The organism is Burkholderia sp. IT-111MI5 (assembly GCF_949752865.1).
GTDB classification, from domain to species: domain Bacteria; phylum Pseudomonadota; class Gammaproteobacteria; order Burkholderiales; family Burkholderiaceae; genus Burkholderia; species Burkholderia pyrrocinia_C.
Map to the genome: position 1 here is coordinate 66,365 of NZ_CATKIF010000017.1, position 18,590 is coordinate 84,954.

An 18,590-nucleotide genomic window follows, 5' to 3' on the forward strand; every position below is an offset into this window, starting at 1 on the left:
CGGATTGAGGTTTTTTTCGCTTCACTGTCGCGAATCGGGGTAAGTTTTGTCCTATTTTTGAGATAGTGTGACGAATGAGCGCGTGCCGGTGCCAGGCGCGCGCGCAAACACGACGACAGCCGATTAAAGAATGTGCCGCTTCGTTTCGATAAATGAATCGGGCCAGTTAATTGATATGAGGGGAAGCAGTGGGGATGTTCACTCACGGGCATAGCTGCTTTGCGCGCATCGGTTTCGGTGCGACGGACGACCGGATGACCCTGACGAAACGGAGCGGCGCATGAAGCCGGCCGCGTCGCTGCTGCTCCTGTCGATCGCCATGGCCGGCGCTTTTCACGCGGCCGTGCTGTCGGCCGCTCCGATGCCGGCGGCCGTTGCGGCGTCCGCCGCCGGTGCGGGTAATGCGCCGGCGCCGGCGCCGGTGCTCGCGGCCGCGCCGGCGGCGGCCAGCGCGCCGTCCGCCGGGCTGCCGGCGACGACCGTGCGCTTGCCGTTCGCGTCGCTCGGCGCGTTCGAACCGCTGCGCCTGCGCGGCGCCGACGACGCGCGCACGATCCACGCGGGCGTGCGGCTCGACCGCGTGGTCACGGGCGCGCGGCTGCGCCTGACCTACGCGTATTCGCCGTCGCTCGTGTTCCCGATGTCGCACCTGAAGGTGTCGGTGAACGGCGAGGTCATCGCGACCGTCCCGTTCGACGCCGCGCGCGCGGGCCGCGCGGTCACGCAGGAGATCCCGATCGATCCGCGCTATTTCTCGGATTTCAACCAGATCGGCCTGCGCCTGATCGCGCACTACACGCTCGACCATTGCGAGGATCCGTCGAACTCGGCGCTGTGGGCCGACGTGAGCCCGACGAGCGAACTGATCCTCGACGAATCGCCGGTCCGCCTGCCGAACGATCTCGCGCTGCTGCCCGCGCCGTTCTTCGACCGGCGCGACAACGGCCGCGTGCGGCTGCCGTTCGTGCTGCCGGGGTCGCCCGATTCGGCGACGCTGCGCAGCGCGGGCGTGCTCGCGTCGTGGTTCGGCGCGCTGGCCGACTACCGGCATGCGCGCTTCCCGGTGTCGTCCGCGCTGCCGGCCGACGACCAGGCGGTGGTGGTCGGCACGGCCGCGACGCTGCCGGCCGGCCTCGCGCTGCCGTCGGTCAACGGTCCGCTGCTCGCGGTTGCCGACAACCCGGCCGCGCCGGGGCGCAAGCTGCTCGTCGTCACGGGCCGCACGGCGGCCGAGGTCGACGACGCGGTCGCGACGCTCGTGCTCGGCCGCGCGGCGCTGTCAGGGCCGGCGGCGACGGTCGCGCACGTCGATCTCGGCGCGCCGCGCAAGCCGTACGACGCGCCGCGCTGGCTGCCGGTGAACCGGCCGATCGCGTTCCGCGAACTCGTGTCCGATCTGCGCGAACTTGAAGCGCGCGGCACGACGCCCGACGCGATTCGCCTGAACCTGCGCGTGCCGGCCGATCTCCATTCATGGAACGGCTCGGGCGTGCCGATCACGCTGCGCTACCGCTACACGGCGCCGACCGTGCAGGACAACTCGACGCTCGCCGTCGAGATCAACGACCAGCTCGTGAAGTCGTACCGGCTCGGGCCCGCCCACGCCGAGGACGCGCGCGGCCGCATGCAGCTGCCGCTGCTGTCGGTGCCGGAAGGGCGCGTGACGAGCGATGTCGACATCCCGGCGTTCCGCGTCGGCAGCGGCAACCAGCTGCAGTTCCGCTTCACGCTCGATTCGCAGAAGACGGGCCTGTGCTCGAGCACGGCCACCGAGCCGCAGCGCGCGGCGATCGATCCCGATTCGACGATCGACTTCTCGCACTTCGTCCATTACGCGCAATTGCCGAACCTCGCGTATTTCGCGAACAGCGGTTTTCCGTTCACGCGCTTCGCCGACCTGTCGCAGACGGCCGTCGTGATGCCCGACCGGCCGTCGCCGCAGGAGCTCGAGGCCTACCTGACGATGCTCGGCCACATGGGCGAGTGGACGGGTTTCCCGGCACTGCGCGTGCAGGTCGCGCGGCCCGGCGACGTCGCGGCGCTGTCGGGCAGCAAGGATCTGCTCGTGATCGACGGCTCGCCCACGTCGCCGCTGCTCGCGCACTGGCGCTCGGCGCTGCCGCTCGCGATCGGCGAGCAGGGCGGCGACGGCGCGACGCGCGTCGCGTTCACGGTCAAGGAGCGCTGGCGCAACGGCGTCGGCCTTCCCGACGGCGGCGCGCATATCGAGCAGACGGGCCCGCTCGCGGCGCTCGCCGGTTTCGAGCTGCCGGGTAGCCATGGCCGCAGCGTCGTCGCGCTGACGGCGACCGACCAGCCGCGCCTCGGCGATCTGCTGAACGTGTTCGAGAACTCGGGCCTCGTGTCGCAGTTGCAGGGCGACCTCGCGCTGGTGCGGCCGGGGCAGGTCGACAGCCTGCGCGTCGGCGAGCCTTACGTGGTCGGCTTCGTGCCGTGGTATGCGCGCGTCTGGACGCAGGCGGCGCGGCATCCGGTCGTGCTCGGCGCGGTCGGCGTCGTCGCGGGGCTGCTGCTCGCGCTCGGCGTGTTCAGCGTGCTGCAGAAAATCGCCGCGCGTCGACGGGGGATGTAACGGATGGCGCGGGTTATGGCGAAGCGACGGGTAACGCGGCCGGCGCGGCGCGTCGGCGCGGCACTCGCGCTGGCGGTTGCGATGGCGTGTGCGGCGGGCGGCATGGCCGCTCGCGCGCAGGCCGCGGGCGCCGGCGCGACCGATGCGGCCGCCGCCGGATGCGGCGCGCCGTGGCCGCGCTGGGACGCGTTCAAGCGCGATTTCATCTCGGCCGACGGCCGCGTGATCGACGTCGGCTCGGCCGATTCACGCACGGTGTCGGAGGGGCAGGCGTATGGACTTTTCTTCGCGCTGGTCGCGAACGACCGGCGCATGTTCGACACGATCCTCGCATGGACCGAGAACAACCTCGCGCAGGGCGACCTGAGCGCGCACCTGCCGGCGTGGCTGTGGGGCCGCGCGCCGGACGGCGCGTGGCGCGTGCTCGACGCGAACGCGGCGTCGGACGCCGACCTGTGGATCGCGTACGCGCTCGTCGAGGCCGGGCGGCTGTGGCACGAGCGCAGCTACACCGCGCGCGGCGCGCTGCTCGCGAAGCGCGTGCTCGACGAGGAAACCGCGACCGTGCCGGGCCTCGGCGTCACGCTGCTGCCCGGGCCGACCGGCTTCAAGCTGCCCAACGGCCAGTGGCGCGTGAACCCGAGCTATTCGCCGCCGCAGGTGATCCGCGCGCTCGGCGCGCGCCTGCCCGACGACCGGCGCTGGGCCGCGCTGGCATCCAGCACCGGGCGCGTGCTGCTCGACACGGCGCCGAAGGGTTTTTCGCCCGACTGGGCGCTGTATCGCGCGGGCACGGGCTTCGGGCCCGATCCGCAGACGCATGCGGAGAGCGCGTACAACGCGATCCGCGTGTACCTGTGGGCGGGCATGCTCGACCGCGCCGATCCGCTCGCCGCGCCGCTGCTCGCGCGTTTCGCACCGTTCGCCGACCATATCGCCGCGCATGGCGCGCCGCCGGAGAAGGTCGATACGACGACGGGCGTCGCGGGGCCGAACGACGGCAACGGCGGATTTTCCGCGGCGGCCGTGCCGTTTCTCGACGCGCGCGGCCAGCGCGCGCTCGCCGATGCGCAGGCGGCCCGCGTCGAGTCGCTCGCGCGCCAGTCGGCGCCCGGCTATTACACGAGCGTGCTGACGCTGTTCGGCCTCGGCTGGCGCGACGGACGCTACAGGTTCGGCGCGGACGGCACGCTCGACACCCGCTGGGGAGGCCCTTCGTGCGCCGCCCGCTGAAGTGCGCCGCGCCGCATGTCGCGGGGTTCGCATGGCTCGCGTCGTCGGTGTGCGCGGCCGCGCCGGGCACCGCAGCCGACGCGGCGATGCCGAAAACCGCCATGCCGGCGGCTACCGCTTCCGCCGATGCGCAGCGCCAGCTCGATACCGCGCGGATGTGGGGCGTCAAGCATCGCGACGACCTCGCGAACGATGCGCTGCGCAAGGGGTTGCTGATCGCGCCGGGCAATCCCGAACTGCTTGCCGAACAGGTCCGCGTGCTGCTGCGGCTCGGCGATGCGAAGGGCGCGCAGGCCGCGCTCGCGCGCCTGCAGGCGCAGTCGCCGAATGCGCCCGCGACGCGGCGGGTGGCCGACGAATATCGCGTCGCGACGAGCGGGCGCGGCGAGATGGCGCAGATCCGCCTGCTCGCCCGCAGCGGCCGCGCCGACGAGGCAGCCCGGCGGATCGTCGCGCTGTTTCCGAACGGTGCGCCGTCGGGTGCGCTCGGCGCCGAGTATTACCAGATCGTGTCGAATGCGCCGGGCGGTCGCGAGCCGGCGATCGCCGCGCTGCGCCGCGCGGCCGCGGCCGATCCGCAGGACACGAGCGCGTCGATGGCGCTCGCGCGGCTGCTGAACCAGCGTGCCGACACGCGCGCGGAGGCGAACCGGATCGCATGGTCGCTCGCGAAGCGGGACGACGCCGACCATACGGAGGCGATGGCGCTGTGGCGGCGCGTGCTGCAATCGGCTGGCAGCGATCCGGCGTATCTCGACGCGCTGCATGCGTATCTCGCACTCGTGCCGGACGACACCGAATTCCGCGACCGCGCTGCCGAACTGGACAGCCGGCGCGATGCGCAGCGCCGGCTCGAACGCGATCCCGGCTATATCGCGCAGCAGCGCGGCCTGCAGGCGCTCGCGCGCGGCGACCTTGCGGCCGCCGATCCGCTGCTTGCCCGCGCCGCACGTGCGCGCGCGGACGACGCCGATGCGGTCGGCGGGCTCGGCCTGCTGCGCCTGCGCGAAGGGCGGCACGACGACGCGCGCGCGCTGTTCGCGCGGGCCGCGACGCTCGCGACCGACCAGCGCGGCAAATGGCAGAGCCTGGCGCGCACCGCGCAGTTCTGGGGCCTGCTCGCGCAAGGCCGTGCGGCCGCCGCCGCGGGACGGCCGCAGGATGCCGAGCGCGCGGCGCGTGCCGCGCTCGCGATGCAGCCGGACAGCCCGGACGCGAAGCTGCAGCTCGCCGATGCGTTGCTCGCGCAGCGCGACTGGGCGCGCGCGGAGCCGTTGCTGCGCGAATTGCTGGCCGCGCGTTCGCCGAATCCGTCGGCCGTGCGCGGCGCGGCGATGCTGTATGAAAACACCGGCCGCGCGGACCGGATCGGCCCGCTGCTCGACGCGCTGCAAGGGCGCGTGACGGGCCGCGACGATCGCCGTGCGCTCGACGGCCTGCGCGCCGACCTGCTCGCGAACCAGGCGCGCGCGCTCGCGGACAAGGGCGAACGCGGGTCCGCCGCGCAACGCTACGAGGCGGCCGTGCGTGCGGCGCCCGACGCGCCGTGGACGCGTTTCGCGCTCGCGCGCCTGTATCGCGACATGGGGCTGCCGCAGCTCGGCCGCACGGTGATGGACGAAGGGCTCGCGCAAAGCGATACGCCCGAGATGCGCTATGCAACGGCGCTGTACCGCAATTCGCTCGACGACATCGCGGGCGCACAGGCCGCGCTCGCGCCCGTCGACGATGCGCACCGTTCGGACGGGATGCGCGCGCTCGCGCGCAAGCTCGACGCGGAAAGCACGCTGGCCGACGCGCGCGGCGCGCTCGGGCGCGGCGATCGTGCGGCATTCGCGGCATCGCTCGCGCATGCGCAGGCAAGCGCGCCGGACGATCCCGACATGCTCGCCGCGATCGGCGCGCAGTGGATCGGCGCGGGCGAACCCGAGCGCGGCCTCGCACCGTTGCGCGACTGGATCGCCGCGCACCCGCGCGAAGCCGATGCGGACGTGCGGCTGCGCTACGGCGACCTGCTCGGCAGCGCGGGGCGCGACGACGCACTCGCCGCGTGGCTCGATGCGCTGCGCCGCGAACCGTCGCTGACGCCCGCGCAGACGGCGAGGCTCGAGGACCAGTCGCTGCGGCTCGTGCTGCGGCAGACGGACGATGCGATCGCGCGGCAGGACTACGCGCAGGCGCGTGCGCTGCTCGATCGCGCGAGCCCGGCCGGCCGCGCGGACAAGCGCCATGCGCTCGAACTGGCCGATCTCGAACGCGCGCAGGGCCATTACGGCGCGGCGCGCGACGCACTTGCGCCGGTCGTCGCGCGCACGCCGGACGATGCCGATACGCAGCTCGCGCTCGCGCGCATCGACGAGGACAGCGGCAACCGCGCGGCCGCGCTCGCGCGGGTGCAGGCCGTGCTCGCACGCACGCCGGACGACGACGTCGACACGCAACTGTCGGCCGTGCGCCGCCTGAACGCGCTGCGCCGTCCGGACGAAGCCGCGCAGGTGACCGGCCGGCTGCAGGCCGCGTATCCGGCGCGTGCGGACGTGACGGTTGCGGCCGGACGCGTGGCCGAGGCACAGGGCCGCTATGACGACGCGGCGTCGCTGTACCGGCTGTCGCGGTCGCAGGAACGCACGGCGGGTGTGAGCCCGGGCCGCGACGGCCTGACGCCCGCGCAGGCCGCGTTCGCGGATCTCGAACAGCGGCGCAACCCCGAGATCGAGACCGGCTGGATGCCCGCGTACAAGTCGGGCGACGAAGGCATCTCGTCGTATCGCGCGCAGCAAGTGCCGATCTACCTGCAGATGCCGATCCGCTACGACGGGCATGTGTTCGCGCAGATCGACACCGTGCATCTGGATCCGGGCACGCTCGATACGAGCGACCCGAACGCGTATTCGCTGAAGACGTTCGGGACCTACGCGGCGCTCAGGGCATCGAGCGGGCTGCCGCCTCCGTTCCAGTCGAATCAGCCGGCCGCCGCGCTGATCGCGAATCCGCCGGGCTCGCTGCACCAGTCGACGACGGGTGTCGCGCTCGGCGCCGGCTATCGCACCGATGCATGGCGCTTCGATCTCGGCACGTCGCCGCTCGGTTTCCCCGTGCATTACCTCGTCGGCGGGGTGCGCTACCGCTTCGACGCGGGCCCGGCGAGCTTCAGCGTGAATGCGTCGCGGCGGCCGGAAACGAGCAGCGTGCTGTCGTACGCGGGGATGCGCGACCCGTGGACGGGCGCGGTCTGGGGCGGCGTGCGCCGCGACGGCGTGAACCTGCGCGCATCGGTCGACGTCGGCCGCACGAACCTGTTCGCGGAACTCGGCGCGGGCGTGCTGTCCGGCCGCAACGTCGAACGCAACGCGGAAGTCACGCTGCGCACCGGGTTCACGGTGCCCGTGTACGAGCGCGCGACGATGAAGGTCAGCACCGGGCTCGTCGGCAATGCGTGGCACTACGCGCAGAACCTGCGCTACTACACGTACGGGCAGGGCGGTTACTACAGCCCGCAGCGCTACCTGTCGCTCGGCGTGCCGATCGAATGGGCGGGGCGGCGCGACGCGCTGTCGTGGGACCTGACCGTCACGGGCGGAATCTCGAACAGCTACGAGAAGGATTCGCTGTTTTACCCGACGTTCTCGGACCAGCGGGCCGCGCAGGTGGCGGCCGGGTTCGTGTACGCGGGCAGCTCGACACGCGGCGTGTCGTTCTCGTACGGTGTGAACGGCATCGTCGAGTACCGCGTGAACCCGCACCTGAGCGTCGGCGCGCAACTGCATGTCGACCGGTCGCACGACTACGCGCCGAGTTCGGCGCTCGTGTACCTGCGTTATGCATTCGATGCGCGCGCGCAGCCCGGCTGGCTCGTCACGCCGACGCCGGTGCGGCTTTATTCGGATTACTAGGGGAACGTCGTGAATACGGAAATCGATGCCACCCGTCCCGCGCTCGGTGCCGCCGGCCTGCTGGGCCGCCTGCGTGCGCTGCTGCGCATGGGGCCGGCCGGCGGCCGCGTCGGCACGCTGAGCCGGCTCGCGATCGACGGCTTGCCCGACGCATGGACGCAACTGGAAGCGGGCGGCCTGTACGCGATCTACGCGGCCGGCGGCACGCCGGCGTGCGATGCGCTCGTGTGGGAGAGTGCGCGGCAGGCGCGCACGCGCGACGTCACGGTCGTGCTCGCACGCGACGCGGCGCGCGTCGTCGAGCAAATGGAGGCGCGCGGCTTTGCGGGCGGCGCGCAGCCGGCCGGCTGGCCGCGCAACCTGAGCGTGCTGGCGATGCCGGCGGCGGCCGAGCCGGCCGATGGAGAAGGCACCGGCGCCGCACCGCGCCGCGCGGCGCCGGGCCCGTTCGCGCGGTTGACCGGCGGCTTGCGCGCGATGAAGCGCTACGGTTTTCGCGCGCGTTCGCTGTATTTCGTCGAAGGCGCGCAGCGCTGGTTCAGCTGGGACGATCCGGTCGCGCTCGCCGACGAAGCGCACGCGCTCGCCGACTGGTGCCGCACCCACCGCATCGCGCTCGTGCTGCTGCTCGATCCCGAAGCGGCGCGTTCTGGCACCGACGTGAGCACCGACGATCCGCCGCTCGTGCGCGGTGCGGATCGCGCGCCGCGCAGCGGTTTCCACGGCGTCTTCTCGGGCGTCGCGCAGATGCAGCGCACGCACGGCGAACTGCTGTGGATCGTCGATTTCTGGCGCGCGGGCGACACGCTCGCGGCCGGCGAGGTGCGGCCGCTGCGCTTTGCGCCGAGCGGCCGGCTGTCGGCGAGCATCGATGCCGGCGCGACCGAGCCGGCGCGCCGGATGAAGCTCGCGATCGACGAAGATCGCGTCGTCGTCAGCCGCGCGGTGCTCGACGGCGTGAACCGCGCGCCCGGCGACTGGGAAATCGTCGACGACAACGCGGCCGTCGTCGCGGCCTGCGCGAAGGCCCAGGCCGCGACCGCGGTGCTCGCGTTCCGCTCGCATGCGCAGCTCGAAGCGTTGTGCGCGGACGTGCACGCGCTGCGTCGGCAGTGCGGCGGCGCGCTGAAGATCGCGGTCGTCGAGCGTGGCGGCGAGGTGCTGCGCCAGCAGTTCGAGATGCTGCTGCTGAGCGTCGGCGCGAACCGCGTCGTCGCGCGCGACCTGCCGGTGTCGCGGATGCAGGCCGCCGTGCACGCGCTGCGCGGCCAGCTCTATGCGCGGCCCGTCGCGGCGGACTATCGCGCGGCGCTCGCGGCCGCGCTCGGCGATTCGGTGCTCGGCTATCTGCCGGTCGGCGCGTTCTGCCTGCGGATTCGCGCGGTGCTCGATCGCGGCGCCGTGCTCGCGCTGCCGCACACGCTCGCGAAGATCGCGCTGCTGCCGGGCGTGTCGCACGTCGACGCGCTGCGGCACTGCCGGCCGCGCCGCGCGGGCGACGTCGTGACGGCCGATCCCGGGCACCTGTACATGTTCCTGTTCGCGTGCGAGCCGGTCGATGCCGACGACGCGCTCGCGCGGATCTTCGACGTGCCGGTCGACACGCTGTCCGACCGCGTCGTGTGCCTCGGGCGGGGCAGCATCGACACGGAGCTCGATGCGCTGAAGGCCGAGAACCGGCGCGCGCCGATCGCCGACTACAGCGACCTGTTCGCGGTCAAGCAGCCGGCCGGTGCTGCGCGCACATCGGCTGCGCGCGCCGATTTCGGCGCGGCGTCACCTGACGCGACCGAGGTGAGCGATGCGATCGATGCAATCGATGCAATCGATGCAATCGTCTCGCTCGAGGCGATCGATGCGATGCCGGCGCTCGCGCACCTTGCCGCCGACGCACCGGCCCCGCTTCCCGCCATTCCCGCCGCGCCTGCGCGCAGTGCCATTCGCAGCGCGATGCCGCTGCGCAAGCCGGAGAGCGCATGATCGCCGAACTCGTCATCGGATTCATCGTCGGTATCGTGATCGCGGTGCCCGTCTGGATCGTTGCGCAGCACCTCGGCATCGGCCGCAGTTTTCAGGCGCCGCGCGGGATCGACCGGCGCGACGCGGTGCCGTGCGAACTCGTGCCGGTCGCGCTGCGCGGCCGGTTGCTGCCCGATGCCGAACCCGGCGCCGAGCACGACGGCGAGGCGACGCGATGAAGACGATCGCCATTACATCGACGACGGGCGGCGCGGGCCGCACGACGCTCGCGGCCGCGCTCGCGGTGCTGCTCGCGCGCCGCGGCCGGCAGGTCGTCGCCGTCGAGCTCGATGCGCAGAACCTGATGGGCGCGACGCTCGGCCTCGACTCGCTGGCCGAGCACGGCATCGCGCAGAGCGTGCTCGGCGGCGCCGAGCCGTGGCACGCGCATACGTGGCGCAATGCCGACGGCGTGCTGTTCGTGCCGTACGGGCAGGTCGACGCGGCCGGCGCGGCCGCGTGCGATGCGCGGCTCGCGGCCGACCCGGCATGGCTGTCGCGCGCGCTCGACGAGATCGCGCTGCCGGCCGACGGCGTCGTGCTGGTCGACACCGCGCGTTATCCGTCGCCGCAGGCCGAGCAGGCGATTCGCCGCGCGGACCTGACGCTCGTCGTCGTGCCGCCCGAACCGACCGCCTGCGCGACGGTGGCCGCGCGGCTCGGTGCGCTGCGTGCCGGCGGCGGCGAACTGCAGATCGTCGTGAACCGGCTGAATCCGGCACGCGACATGCAGCGCGACGCGATCGCGATGCTGCGCGCGGTCGCCGGGCCGGCATCGATGCTCGAACAGCGGATCCACGTCGACGCGGCCGTGCCCGAAGCGCTCGCGCGCGGCAGCTGGATCTTCGACGACGCGCCGTATTCGCAGGCGGCGCACGACCTGAACGGCATCGCGAACTGGGTCGATGCGTGGCTGGCGGCGGCAGTCGCCGGTCGCACCGGAGCGGCGCGATGAAGGCCGCCTTCGCGCCGCGGCTGCGCGCGTTCGGCCGCCGCGCGACCGACTGGTTCGCGCGCGGCATCGGATTGCCGGCGGAGCGCACGCTGCTCGACTGGGTCGTGCGGCTGTTCTTCCACGCGCCGCCGCCGGGCCGGCCCGATCCCGTTCGCCGCCGGGCGCGCGCCGCGTTCCTGCGGCTCGCGCACGAGTGGGGCGTGCTGCAGCCGCTCAGTCCGCGCGAATGGCTGTGGCGCTCGATCGTGCGCGCGCCGCGCGCGGCCGACGGCCGGCCCGCGCGCGATCCGCTCGCGTGGTTCGACACCTTCGTCGTGCCGGTCTATGTGGCCGGGCGCGCGGTCGGCCGTCGCATCGACGCGATGCTCGAACGCCTGCCGTGGGCGCGCTGGGGCGGCTGGCTCGATGCGCGCGCGAACGGCGTCGGCCGGCGCCGCTGGCTCGCGCCGCTGCTGCTCGTGGCCGGCGCGCTGCTGTGGGCCGCGGCCGGGATGTCGCCGCTGATGCCCGGCGCGCAGTTCGCGTTCTTCGCGATCGTCGCGGTGCTGGCGCTCGCGCTGCGCCGCCTGCCGGGCCACCTGCCGACGCTCGCGCTCGCGTCGCTTGCGCTGCTCGCGGCAGTGCGCTACGTGTGGTGGCGCACGACGCAGACGCTCGACTTCCGCAGCCCGGTCGAAGCGGTCGCCGGCTACCTGCTGTACGGCGCCGAAGCCTATACGTGGATGATCCTGCTGCTCGGGTTCGTGCAGACCGCGTGGCCGCTCGACCGGCCGATCGTGCCGCTGCCCGACGACCCCGACACCTGGCCGACCGTCGACATCTACATCCCGACCTACAACGAGCCGCTGTCGGTCGTGAAGCCGACGGTATTCGCCGCGCAGAGCATCGACTGGCCGACGGCGAAGCTGCGCGTCTACCTGCTCGACGACGGCCGGCGCCCCGAGTTCGCGGCGTTCGCGGCCGAGGCCGGCATCGACTACCTGACGCGCGACGACAACCTCCACGCGAAGGCCGGCAACATCAACCGCGCGCTGCCGAAGACGCACGGCGAATACATCGCGATCTTCGACTGCGATCACGTGCCGACGCGCTCGTTCCTGCAGACGACGATGGGCGTGTTCCTGCGCGACCCGAAGTGCGCGCTCGTGCAGACGCCGCACCATTTCTTCTCGCCCGATCCGTTCGAGCGCAACCTCGGCACGTTCCGCGAGATCCCGAACGAGGGCAACCTGTTCTACGGCCTCGTGCAGTCGGGCAACGACCTGTGGAACGCGACGTTCTTCTGCGGATCGTGCGCGGTGCTCAAGCGCAGCGCGCTGGAAGAGGTCGGCGGCGTCGCGGTGGAAACCGTGACCGAGGATGCGCATACGGCGCTCAAGCTGCACCGGCGCGGCTATACGTCGGCGTACCTGCCGACCGTGCAGGCGGCAGGCCTCGCGACCGAAAGCCTCGCGGGCCACGTGAAGCAGCGCACGCGCTGGGCGCGCGGGATGGCGCAGATCTTCCGCATCGACAATCCGTTCCTCGGGCCCGGGCTCGGCTTCATCCAGCGGATCTGCTACGGCAACGCGATGCTGCACTTCTTCTACGGGATTCCGCGGCTGGTGTTCCTGACGATCCCGCTCGCGTACCTGTTCTTCCACCTGTACTTCATCAACGCATCGTCGCTCGCGCTCGCGAGTTACGTGATCCCGTATCTCGTGCTCGCGAACGTCGCGAACTCGCGGATGCAGGGGCGCTACCGCCATTCGTTCTGGGCCGAGGTCTACGAATCGGTGCTCGCGTGGTACATCGCGCTGCCGACCACCGTCGCGTTCTTCAGCCCGAAGCACGGCAAGTTCAACGTGACCGACAAGGGCGGCAAGATCGACGAAGGTTACGTCGACTGGTCGACGTCGAAACCGTATCTCGTGCTGTTCGCGCTGAATGTGCTCGCGATCGTCGCCGGCCTGTGGAGGCTGGTGGCCGACCAGGGCGACGAGGCGTCGACGATCCTGATCACGCTCGGCTGGACCGTATACAACCTCGCGATGCTCGGCGCGGCGCTGGCCGTCGCGCGCGAGACCAAGCAGGTGCGCGTCACGCACCGGATCGCGATGCGCGTGCCGGCCATGCTGCTGCTCGCCGACGGAACGACCGCCGCATGCTTCACGAGCGACTACTCGACCGGCGGCCTCGGCCTCGAAGCGGTGCCGGGGCTGCCGCTCGCCGTCGGCGACACGCTGACGGTGTGCGTGACGCGCGGCGACCGGCCATTCCCGTTCCCGGTGCGCGTGAGCCGCGTGACGCCGACCCACGTCGGCGTGAGTTTCGAAGCGCTGACGCTCGAACAGGAGCGCCAGCTCGTGCAATGCACGTTCGGCCGCGCGGATGCGTGGCTCGACTGGCACGAAGGCACGCGCGTCGACACGCCGCTCGGCGGGCTGAAGGAAGTGCTGCGCATCGGCGTGGACGGTTATGTACGGATGTGGAAGGGTGCGGCGCGCGGCCTGCAGGCCATGCTGGCGCCGAAACTCGATCGGGCGCGCGACTGACGCGCGCTCATCATGGAGTGGGTTAGATGACGTTCTGGAATCTGTATTTCATCCTGAAGTTCGCGCTGTTCGCGACCGGGCACCTGCAGCCGCTGTGGCTCGCGAACCTCGCGTTCGCGGCGGCGCTCGCGGCGAGCGCGCCGGTGCGGCGGCGTGCATGGCGCATCGTCCGGCAGCTCGTGGCGATCGCGATCGCGGTGCCGCTGCTCGCGCGCGAGATGCATGCGCCGCCGCTTGCACGTCTTGCCGAAGCCGCACGCGAAGTGAGCACGTTCCGCGTCGACTACTGGATGGAACTGCTGCCGCGCCTGCTGCCGCCCGCGCTCGTGCTGACGGTGGTCGGCGCGCTGATCGTCTATTTCATCGTCAACCGCTGGCTGCGCGTCGCGACGTTCGTGCTGGCCGTGCTGATCGTGATGCCGCTGTGGCAAGCGGGCAGCGGCCTGATGGCGCGCGTGGTCGCGCCGGCCGCGCAGCAGGCGAACGCGCAGGGCACGACGACGATGGGGCGCGCCGACCAGCCCGAGGACCACAACGCCGCGCTCGCGACGTTCCGTGCACAGGAGTCGCAGCGGCAGGTCGCGTTCGGTCATCTCGGCAACGATCCGGCCGCGCAGTTCGACGTGATCGTGCTGCACGTCTGCTCGCTGTCGTGGGACGATCTCGATGCGGCGAAGGTGCGCAATCACCCGATGCTGAGCCACTTCGACTACCTGTTCTCGAACTTCAGCACCGCTGCGAGCTACAGCGGCCCGGCGGCGATCCGCGTGCTGCGTGCGAGCTGCGGGCAGGAGGCGCACGCGGACCTGTACAAGCCCGCGCCGCAGCAGTGCCAGCTGTTCGCGCAACTCGCGGGCGCCGGTTACACGGTGCAGTCGCTGCTGAACCACGACGGCCACTTCGACAACTTCCTGCAGGTGATCCACGACAACATCGGCGCGGCCGACGCGCCGATGGTCTCGAACGCGGCCGCGCCCGTCGCGATGCACGCGTTCGACGGCTCGGCGATCAAGGACGACTATGGAACGCTCGCGAACTGGTACGCGCAGCGCGGGTCGGTGCAGGGGCCCGTCGCGCTGTACTACAACACGATCAGCCTGCACGACGGCAACCGCGTGGTCGGCAGTTCGCTGACGAGCATCGACTCGTATCCGCAGCGCGCGACGAAGCTGATGGGCGATTTCGACCGTCTCGCCGACCTGATCGCGCAATCGGGCCGCCGCGCGGTGATCGTGTTCGTGCCCGAGCACGGCGCTGCGTTGCGCGGCGACAAGAACCAGGTCGCGGGCCTGCGCGAGATCCCGACGCCGCGCATCGTGCACGGGCCGGTCGGCGTGCGGCTCGTCGGCTTTACCGGCAACCACGGCGCGACGACCGTGATCGAGCAGCCGACCAGCTTCCTGGCGCTCGCGCAGCTGCTGTCGAACCTCGTGTCGAACAGCCCGTTCAAGCCCGGCACGACGCTCGCGCAATATGCGGCGGACCTGCCGCGCACGCGGATGGTCGGCGAGAACGAGGGAACGGTAACGATGCAGACGGCCGCGGGTTACGCGGTGAAGACTCCGGACGGCGTATGGATCGACGAACAGTAATCCTTCCCGGCGACGGCGACGACGATCGCCTGTCGCAGCCGAACGACGTGCTCGGCCTCGCGCGGCATCTGCCCGCACTCGACCCTGAACGTTATGTCGACGAGCAGGCGCGCCGCGCGTTCGTCGAGTCGCTCGAGCGCTGGCCGACGCTCGCGAAACTGATGGGATTGAAGCGGTAAACGAACGACGGAACGACGGCCGGCATGCGTGCCGGCCGTCGCCTGCTTGCGAGCAAATCTGCCTATTCTGCCGGTCGCGCCCTGCGTTCCGGCTGGCGCGTCCATTCGTCTTCCTCGCCCGGCACCTTGCCGAAGGTCTGCGCGGCCCACGCTGCGCGCGCCGCGTCGATCTTCGCGAGCTCGCTCGATACAAAATTCCATTCGATGAAACGCTCGCCCGGCAGGTGTGCGCCGCCGAGCAGCATCACGCGCGCGCCGTTCGCGCTGGCGAGCGCCACGGTCGCGCCCGGTTCGAGCACGGCCATCGTCGCGGGGGCGAGCGGCGTGCCGTCGATGGTGAGGTCGCCGTCGACGAGATACACGCCGCGCTCGTCGTGCTCCGCATCGAGCGCGAGCCGGCCGCCCGCCGCGAATTCCGCATACGCATAGAGCGTCGGCGAGAACACGGCGACCGGCGACGTAAGCCCGAACGCGGTGCCCGCGATCACGCGCACGCTCGCGCCGTCGCGCGCGAACGACGGCAGCGTGTCGGCCGGATGATGGACGAATGCGGGCGCGGTGTCCTCGTGCTCGACCGGCAGCGCGACCCAGGTCTGGATCCCGTGGACCGGCTGCTCGCGCGGGCGGTCCTCGTCCGGCGAGCGCTCCGAATGCACGATGCCGCGGCCGGCCGTCATCCAGTTCACGTCGCCCGGCACGATCTTCTGCCGGAAGCCGAGGCTGTCGTGATGCATCAGCGAGCCGTCGAACAGGTAGGTGACGGTCGCGAGCCCGATGTGCGGATGCGGCAGCACGTCGATGCCGCGGCCGGCCGGCAGCACGGCCGGGCCCATCTCGTCGAAGAAGATGAACGGGCCGACGAGGCGCGCGGCGCGCGCGGGCAGCACGCGGCGCACGACGAGGTTGCCGATGTCGCTTTCGCGCGGCGTGAGCAGGGTCTTGATCGATGCGGACATGGTGGGGAGTTCGTGTTCGGTGCGGTAGGCGGTCAGGCGATCGCCGTGTCGATCGTGATCGGATGCGTGAGGATCTTGTGCACCGGGCACGCGTTCGCGATCTGCAGCAGGCGCTCGCGCTGCTCGCCGGACAGGTCGCCTTCGAGCGTGATGCGGCGCACGATCGTGCTGCCCGCGCTGCCCGATTCGTGCGCGAGCTTCACGTGTACTTCGGCGAGCGGCCAGCCCTTGCGTTGCGCATACATCTTCAGCGTGATCGCGGTGCAGGCGCCGAGGCTCGACAGCAGCAGCGCGACGGGCGTCGGCGCCGCATCGCCGCCGCCGAGCGGCGCCGGTTCGTCGGCACGCCACTGGTGGACGCCATCGCTGAAGTGGACGAGATAATCGACCGAGCCGATGCTCGCTTCGACGGACAGTTCGCTCATTGCAGTTCCATGGGGGAGAAGGGGGAGGGCCGGCGGCCTGGCCGGACGTTACGGTTCGAGCAGCCGCTGCAGCCGCAGTTCCTCGAAATCGAGCTCCGATTCGATCCGGTGCAGCACCGTGTCGTCGACCTTGCCGTCGCGATGCAGGTCGAGCAGCGCCTGGCGCGACACGCCGACGAGTTCGAGCTCGACGCGCAGCATCCGCGCGCGCATGTCGGCCGGCTCGGCGCCATGCCGATGCGCGCGTTCGTTGAACATGACGCGGTTGCGGTATTCGGCGAGCAGGCGGTCGAGCGAAGGGCGCTCGAGGTTCGACCCGCGCTGCTCCAGCGCGTCGAGTTCGGCGAGCGCCGCGCCGAACGTATGCGCGCGCACCGCGTGCTCGGACATCGTGTGCCGCGCGACGGGCCGCAGCTTCAGCACGCGGATCAGCGGCGCGAGCGTGCCGCCTTGCACGACGAGCGTCGCGATGATCAGCAGGAACGTGCTGAACAGGATCAGGTCGCGGCCGGGAAAGTTGCTCGGCAGCGCGATCGCGGCCGCGAGGCTCACGACGCCGCGCATGCCCGACCAGCCGAGCACGACGGCCTCGCGCCACGACCACCGCGCATGGCCCGCGCGCGGTGCGCGCAGGCGGTCCGGCAGCCACATCGCGACGAACACCCACACGACGCGCGCACCGATCGCGGCGGCGGTGGCGGGCAGCGCGACGCGCAGGCCGGCCATCAGCACCGCGCCTTCGTGGTTCACGCGCGCGAGGATCGCGTGCAGCGCGAGACCGATCAGGATGAACACGAGCGCATCGAGCACGAACACGATCGCTTCCCACGTCGCTTTCGCCTTGATCCGCAGGTCGGCGTCGAACACGCGATGCTGGCGCACGCCGAGCACGAGGCCGCAAGTCACCACCGACAGCACGCCCGAGCCGTCGACCGCTTCCGCGATGCCGTAGCTGCCCCACGCCATCGCGAAGGTCACGACGATGCCGAGCATCGGGTCGCGCAGGCGCGGCAGCACCCAGCACATCGCGTGGCCGCACGCGAGGCCGACCGCGATGCCGATCAGCGTGAGCGAGAAGAACAGGCCGGTGGCGCTCGCGGCCGTGATCGACACGGCGAGCGCGGCCGACACGGCCATCTGGTACAGCAGCAGGCCCGATGCATCGTTGACGAGGCTTTCGCCTTCGAGCACCGCGACGAGCCGCGCGGGCAGCGGGTAGCGCTGCAGGATCGCCTTCGCGGCCACCGCGTCGGGCGGCGACACGATCGCGCCGAGCGTGAAGCACGCGGCCCACGGCAGCGCCGGGTTCGCGGCACGCACGGCCACGGCCACCGCGACGGTCGTGAACGCTACCGCACCGAGCGCGAGCGACGCGATCGATGCGAGCTCCTGCCTGAATTCCTTCCATGCGGTGTAGAACCCGCTCGACATCAGCAGCGGCGGCAGCACGGCCGCGAGCAGCAGCGCCGGGTCCATGTCGGGCACGCGCTTGCCGGCGATCGCCACCGCGCAGCCGCCGAGCAGCAGCACGACGGCCGGCGGAATCGAGATTCGTTCGGCGAGCCACGTGAGCGCGCCCGCGCCGCAGATCAACAGCAGCAGGTAGTGGAACAGCTCGACGTTGGTCATGCGCGGCCTGCGGCGACGGCGTGCATCACGACGGCTTGCGGTCGTTCGCGGTGCCGCCCGGCAGCGCGCCGAACATGTGCTGGCTGCATTGCGCGTCGCGCCACGCGGTATTCAGCCGGTGTCCGGAAAGCATCCGGCGCGCGACGGGCAGGATCTGTTCGCCGGCCAGCATGCCGAGCAGGCCGGTGAGCGCGATGATCGGCGGCGCCGGCGAATTCACGCCGAGCGCGCCGTAGATGGCACCGGCGAGGATGCCGGCGAGCAGCGACAGGAAATACGGTTTCATGATGAGCATCTCGTGATGGCCGACGGGCGGCGCAGGGCGCGCCGTCAAGATTTCGAAAGGGTATCGGGTTTGCGTGAAGAAAAAAAGGGCGAGCCGCCCCGAACGGGCATCGATTCCGGAATCGGATCGATTCCGTTTCATGGGTGTTCGCGCCGTGCGTTTGCAGATTAAATACTGCGAGCCGGATGACGATCCCGATCCGGCGCAATTCACACGCGGCGCCTCCCGTTCCGACGGTCGAGGCAGGCCCTTCTTTTTCCGTTTACAGGACGACACACGTCATGAGCAACCCGAAG

General features: G+C 71.5%; 13 protein-coding genes. 9 read left to right on the plus strand and 4 right to left on the minus strand.

Going from position 1 to position 18,590, the window contains the following annotated elements; translation table 11 throughout:
• Window positions 1-280 precede the first annotated feature (280 nt).
• From bcsB to ACM6JT_RS17375, 9 genes are read left to right on the plus strand one after another with little or no spacing between them, the layout of a single operon-like run.
• Entirely contained in the window at window positions 281-2,593 is a 2,313-nt protein-coding gene (gene bcsB, locus ACM6JT_RS17335) for a cellulose biosynthesis cyclic di-GMP-binding regulatory protein BcsB (protein WP_414856917.1), read from the plus strand.
• Between the two features lie 3 nt (window positions 2,594-2,596).
• Window positions 2,597-3,826 (plus strand): cellulose synthase complex periplasmic endoglucanase BcsZ, encoded by a 1,230-nt coding sequence (gene bcsZ, locus ACM6JT_RS17340; RefSeq protein ID WP_175750000.1) that lies wholly within the window; start codon window positions 2,597-2,599, stop codon window positions 3,824-3,826.
• Window positions 3,811-7,719 carry a cellulose synthase subunit BcsC-related outer membrane protein gene (locus tag ACM6JT_RS17345; protein ID WP_414856918.1) on the plus strand — a complete coding sequence of 1,303 codons (3,909 nt, stop codon included), beginning with the start codon at window positions 3,811-3,813 and terminating at the stop codon, window positions 7,717-7,719. Before bcsZ ends, ACM6JT_RS17345 begins: the two co-directional genes overlap by 16 nt.
• Before the next feature lie 9 nt (window positions 7,720-7,728).
• The gene (bcsE, locus tag ACM6JT_RS17350) at window positions 7,729-9,699 is read left to right on the plus strand and encodes a cellulose biosynthesis protein BcsE (RefSeq protein ID WP_414856919.1); all 1,971 of its coding nucleotides are present in this window, start codon (window positions 7,729-7,731) and stop codon (window positions 9,697-9,699) included.
• Window positions 9,696-9,917 carry a hypothetical protein gene (locus ACM6JT_RS17355; RefSeq protein WP_414856920.1) on the plus strand — a complete coding sequence of 74 codons (222 nt, stop codon included), beginning with the start codon at window positions 9,696-9,698 and terminating at the stop codon, window positions 9,915-9,917. Before bcsE ends, ACM6JT_RS17355 begins: the two co-directional genes overlap by 4 nt.
• Window positions 9,914-10,693: a cellulose biosynthesis protein BcsQ gene (gene bcsQ, locus ACM6JT_RS17360; protein WP_414856921.1), complete on the plus strand. Its 780-nt coding sequence runs from the start codon at window positions 9,914-9,916 to the stop codon at window positions 10,691-10,693. The genes ACM6JT_RS17355 and bcsQ overlap by 4 nt, the downstream gene beginning before the upstream one ends.
• On the plus strand, window positions 10,690-13,227 hold the full coding sequence (gene bcsA / locus ACM6JT_RS17365; protein WP_414856922.1) for a UDP-forming cellulose synthase catalytic subunit: 2,538 nt from the start codon (window positions 10,690-10,692) through the stop codon (window positions 13,225-13,227). The genes bcsQ and bcsA overlap by 4 nt, the downstream gene beginning before the upstream one ends.
• A gap of 26 nt (window positions 13,228-13,253) precedes the next feature.
• Window positions 13,254-14,819, plus strand: coding sequence for a cellulose biosynthesis protein BcsG (gene bcsG / locus ACM6JT_RS17370; protein ID WP_131947667.1), 1,566 nt, complete (start codon window positions 13,254-13,256; stop codon window positions 14,817-14,819).
• Entirely contained in the window at window positions 14,801-14,998 is a 198-nt protein-coding gene (locus tag ACM6JT_RS17375) for a hypothetical protein (protein ID WP_131947668.1), read from the plus strand. Before bcsG ends, ACM6JT_RS17375 begins: the two co-directional genes overlap by 19 nt.
• Window positions 14,999-15,060: 62 nt before the next feature.
• Here ACM6JT_RS17375 and ACM6JT_RS17380 read toward each other — a convergent pair whose 3' ends face one another.
• The 4 genes from ACM6JT_RS17380 to ACM6JT_RS17395 are packed head-to-tail and all read right to left on the minus strand — an operon-like array spanning window position 15,061 to window position 18,294.
• Complete coding sequence (locus ACM6JT_RS17380) at window positions 15,061-15,954, minus strand: pirin family protein (RefSeq protein ID WP_414856923.1); 894 nt, start codon at window positions 15,952-15,954, stop codon at window positions 15,061-15,063.
• Window positions 15,955-15,986: 32 nt separating this feature from the next.
• Window positions 15,987-16,379, minus strand: a complete 393-nt coding sequence (locus tag ACM6JT_RS17385; protein WP_034183342.1) for an OsmC family protein — start codon at window positions 16,377-16,379, stop codon at window positions 15,987-15,989.
• Between the two features lie 48 nt (window positions 16,380-16,427).
• A complete protein-coding gene (locus ACM6JT_RS17390) occupies window positions 16,428-18,008 on the minus strand; it encodes a cation:proton antiporter (protein ID WP_034183343.1) in 1,581 nt (526 codons plus the stop codon).
• A 25-nt stretch (window positions 18,009-18,033) separates the two neighbouring features.
• Window positions 18,034-18,294 carry a XapX domain-containing protein gene (locus tag ACM6JT_RS17395; RefSeq protein ID WP_034183472.1) on the minus strand — a complete coding sequence of 87 codons (261 nt, stop codon included), beginning with the start codon at window positions 18,292-18,294 and terminating at the stop codon, window positions 18,034-18,036.
• Window positions 18,295-18,590 lie beyond the last annotated feature (296 nt).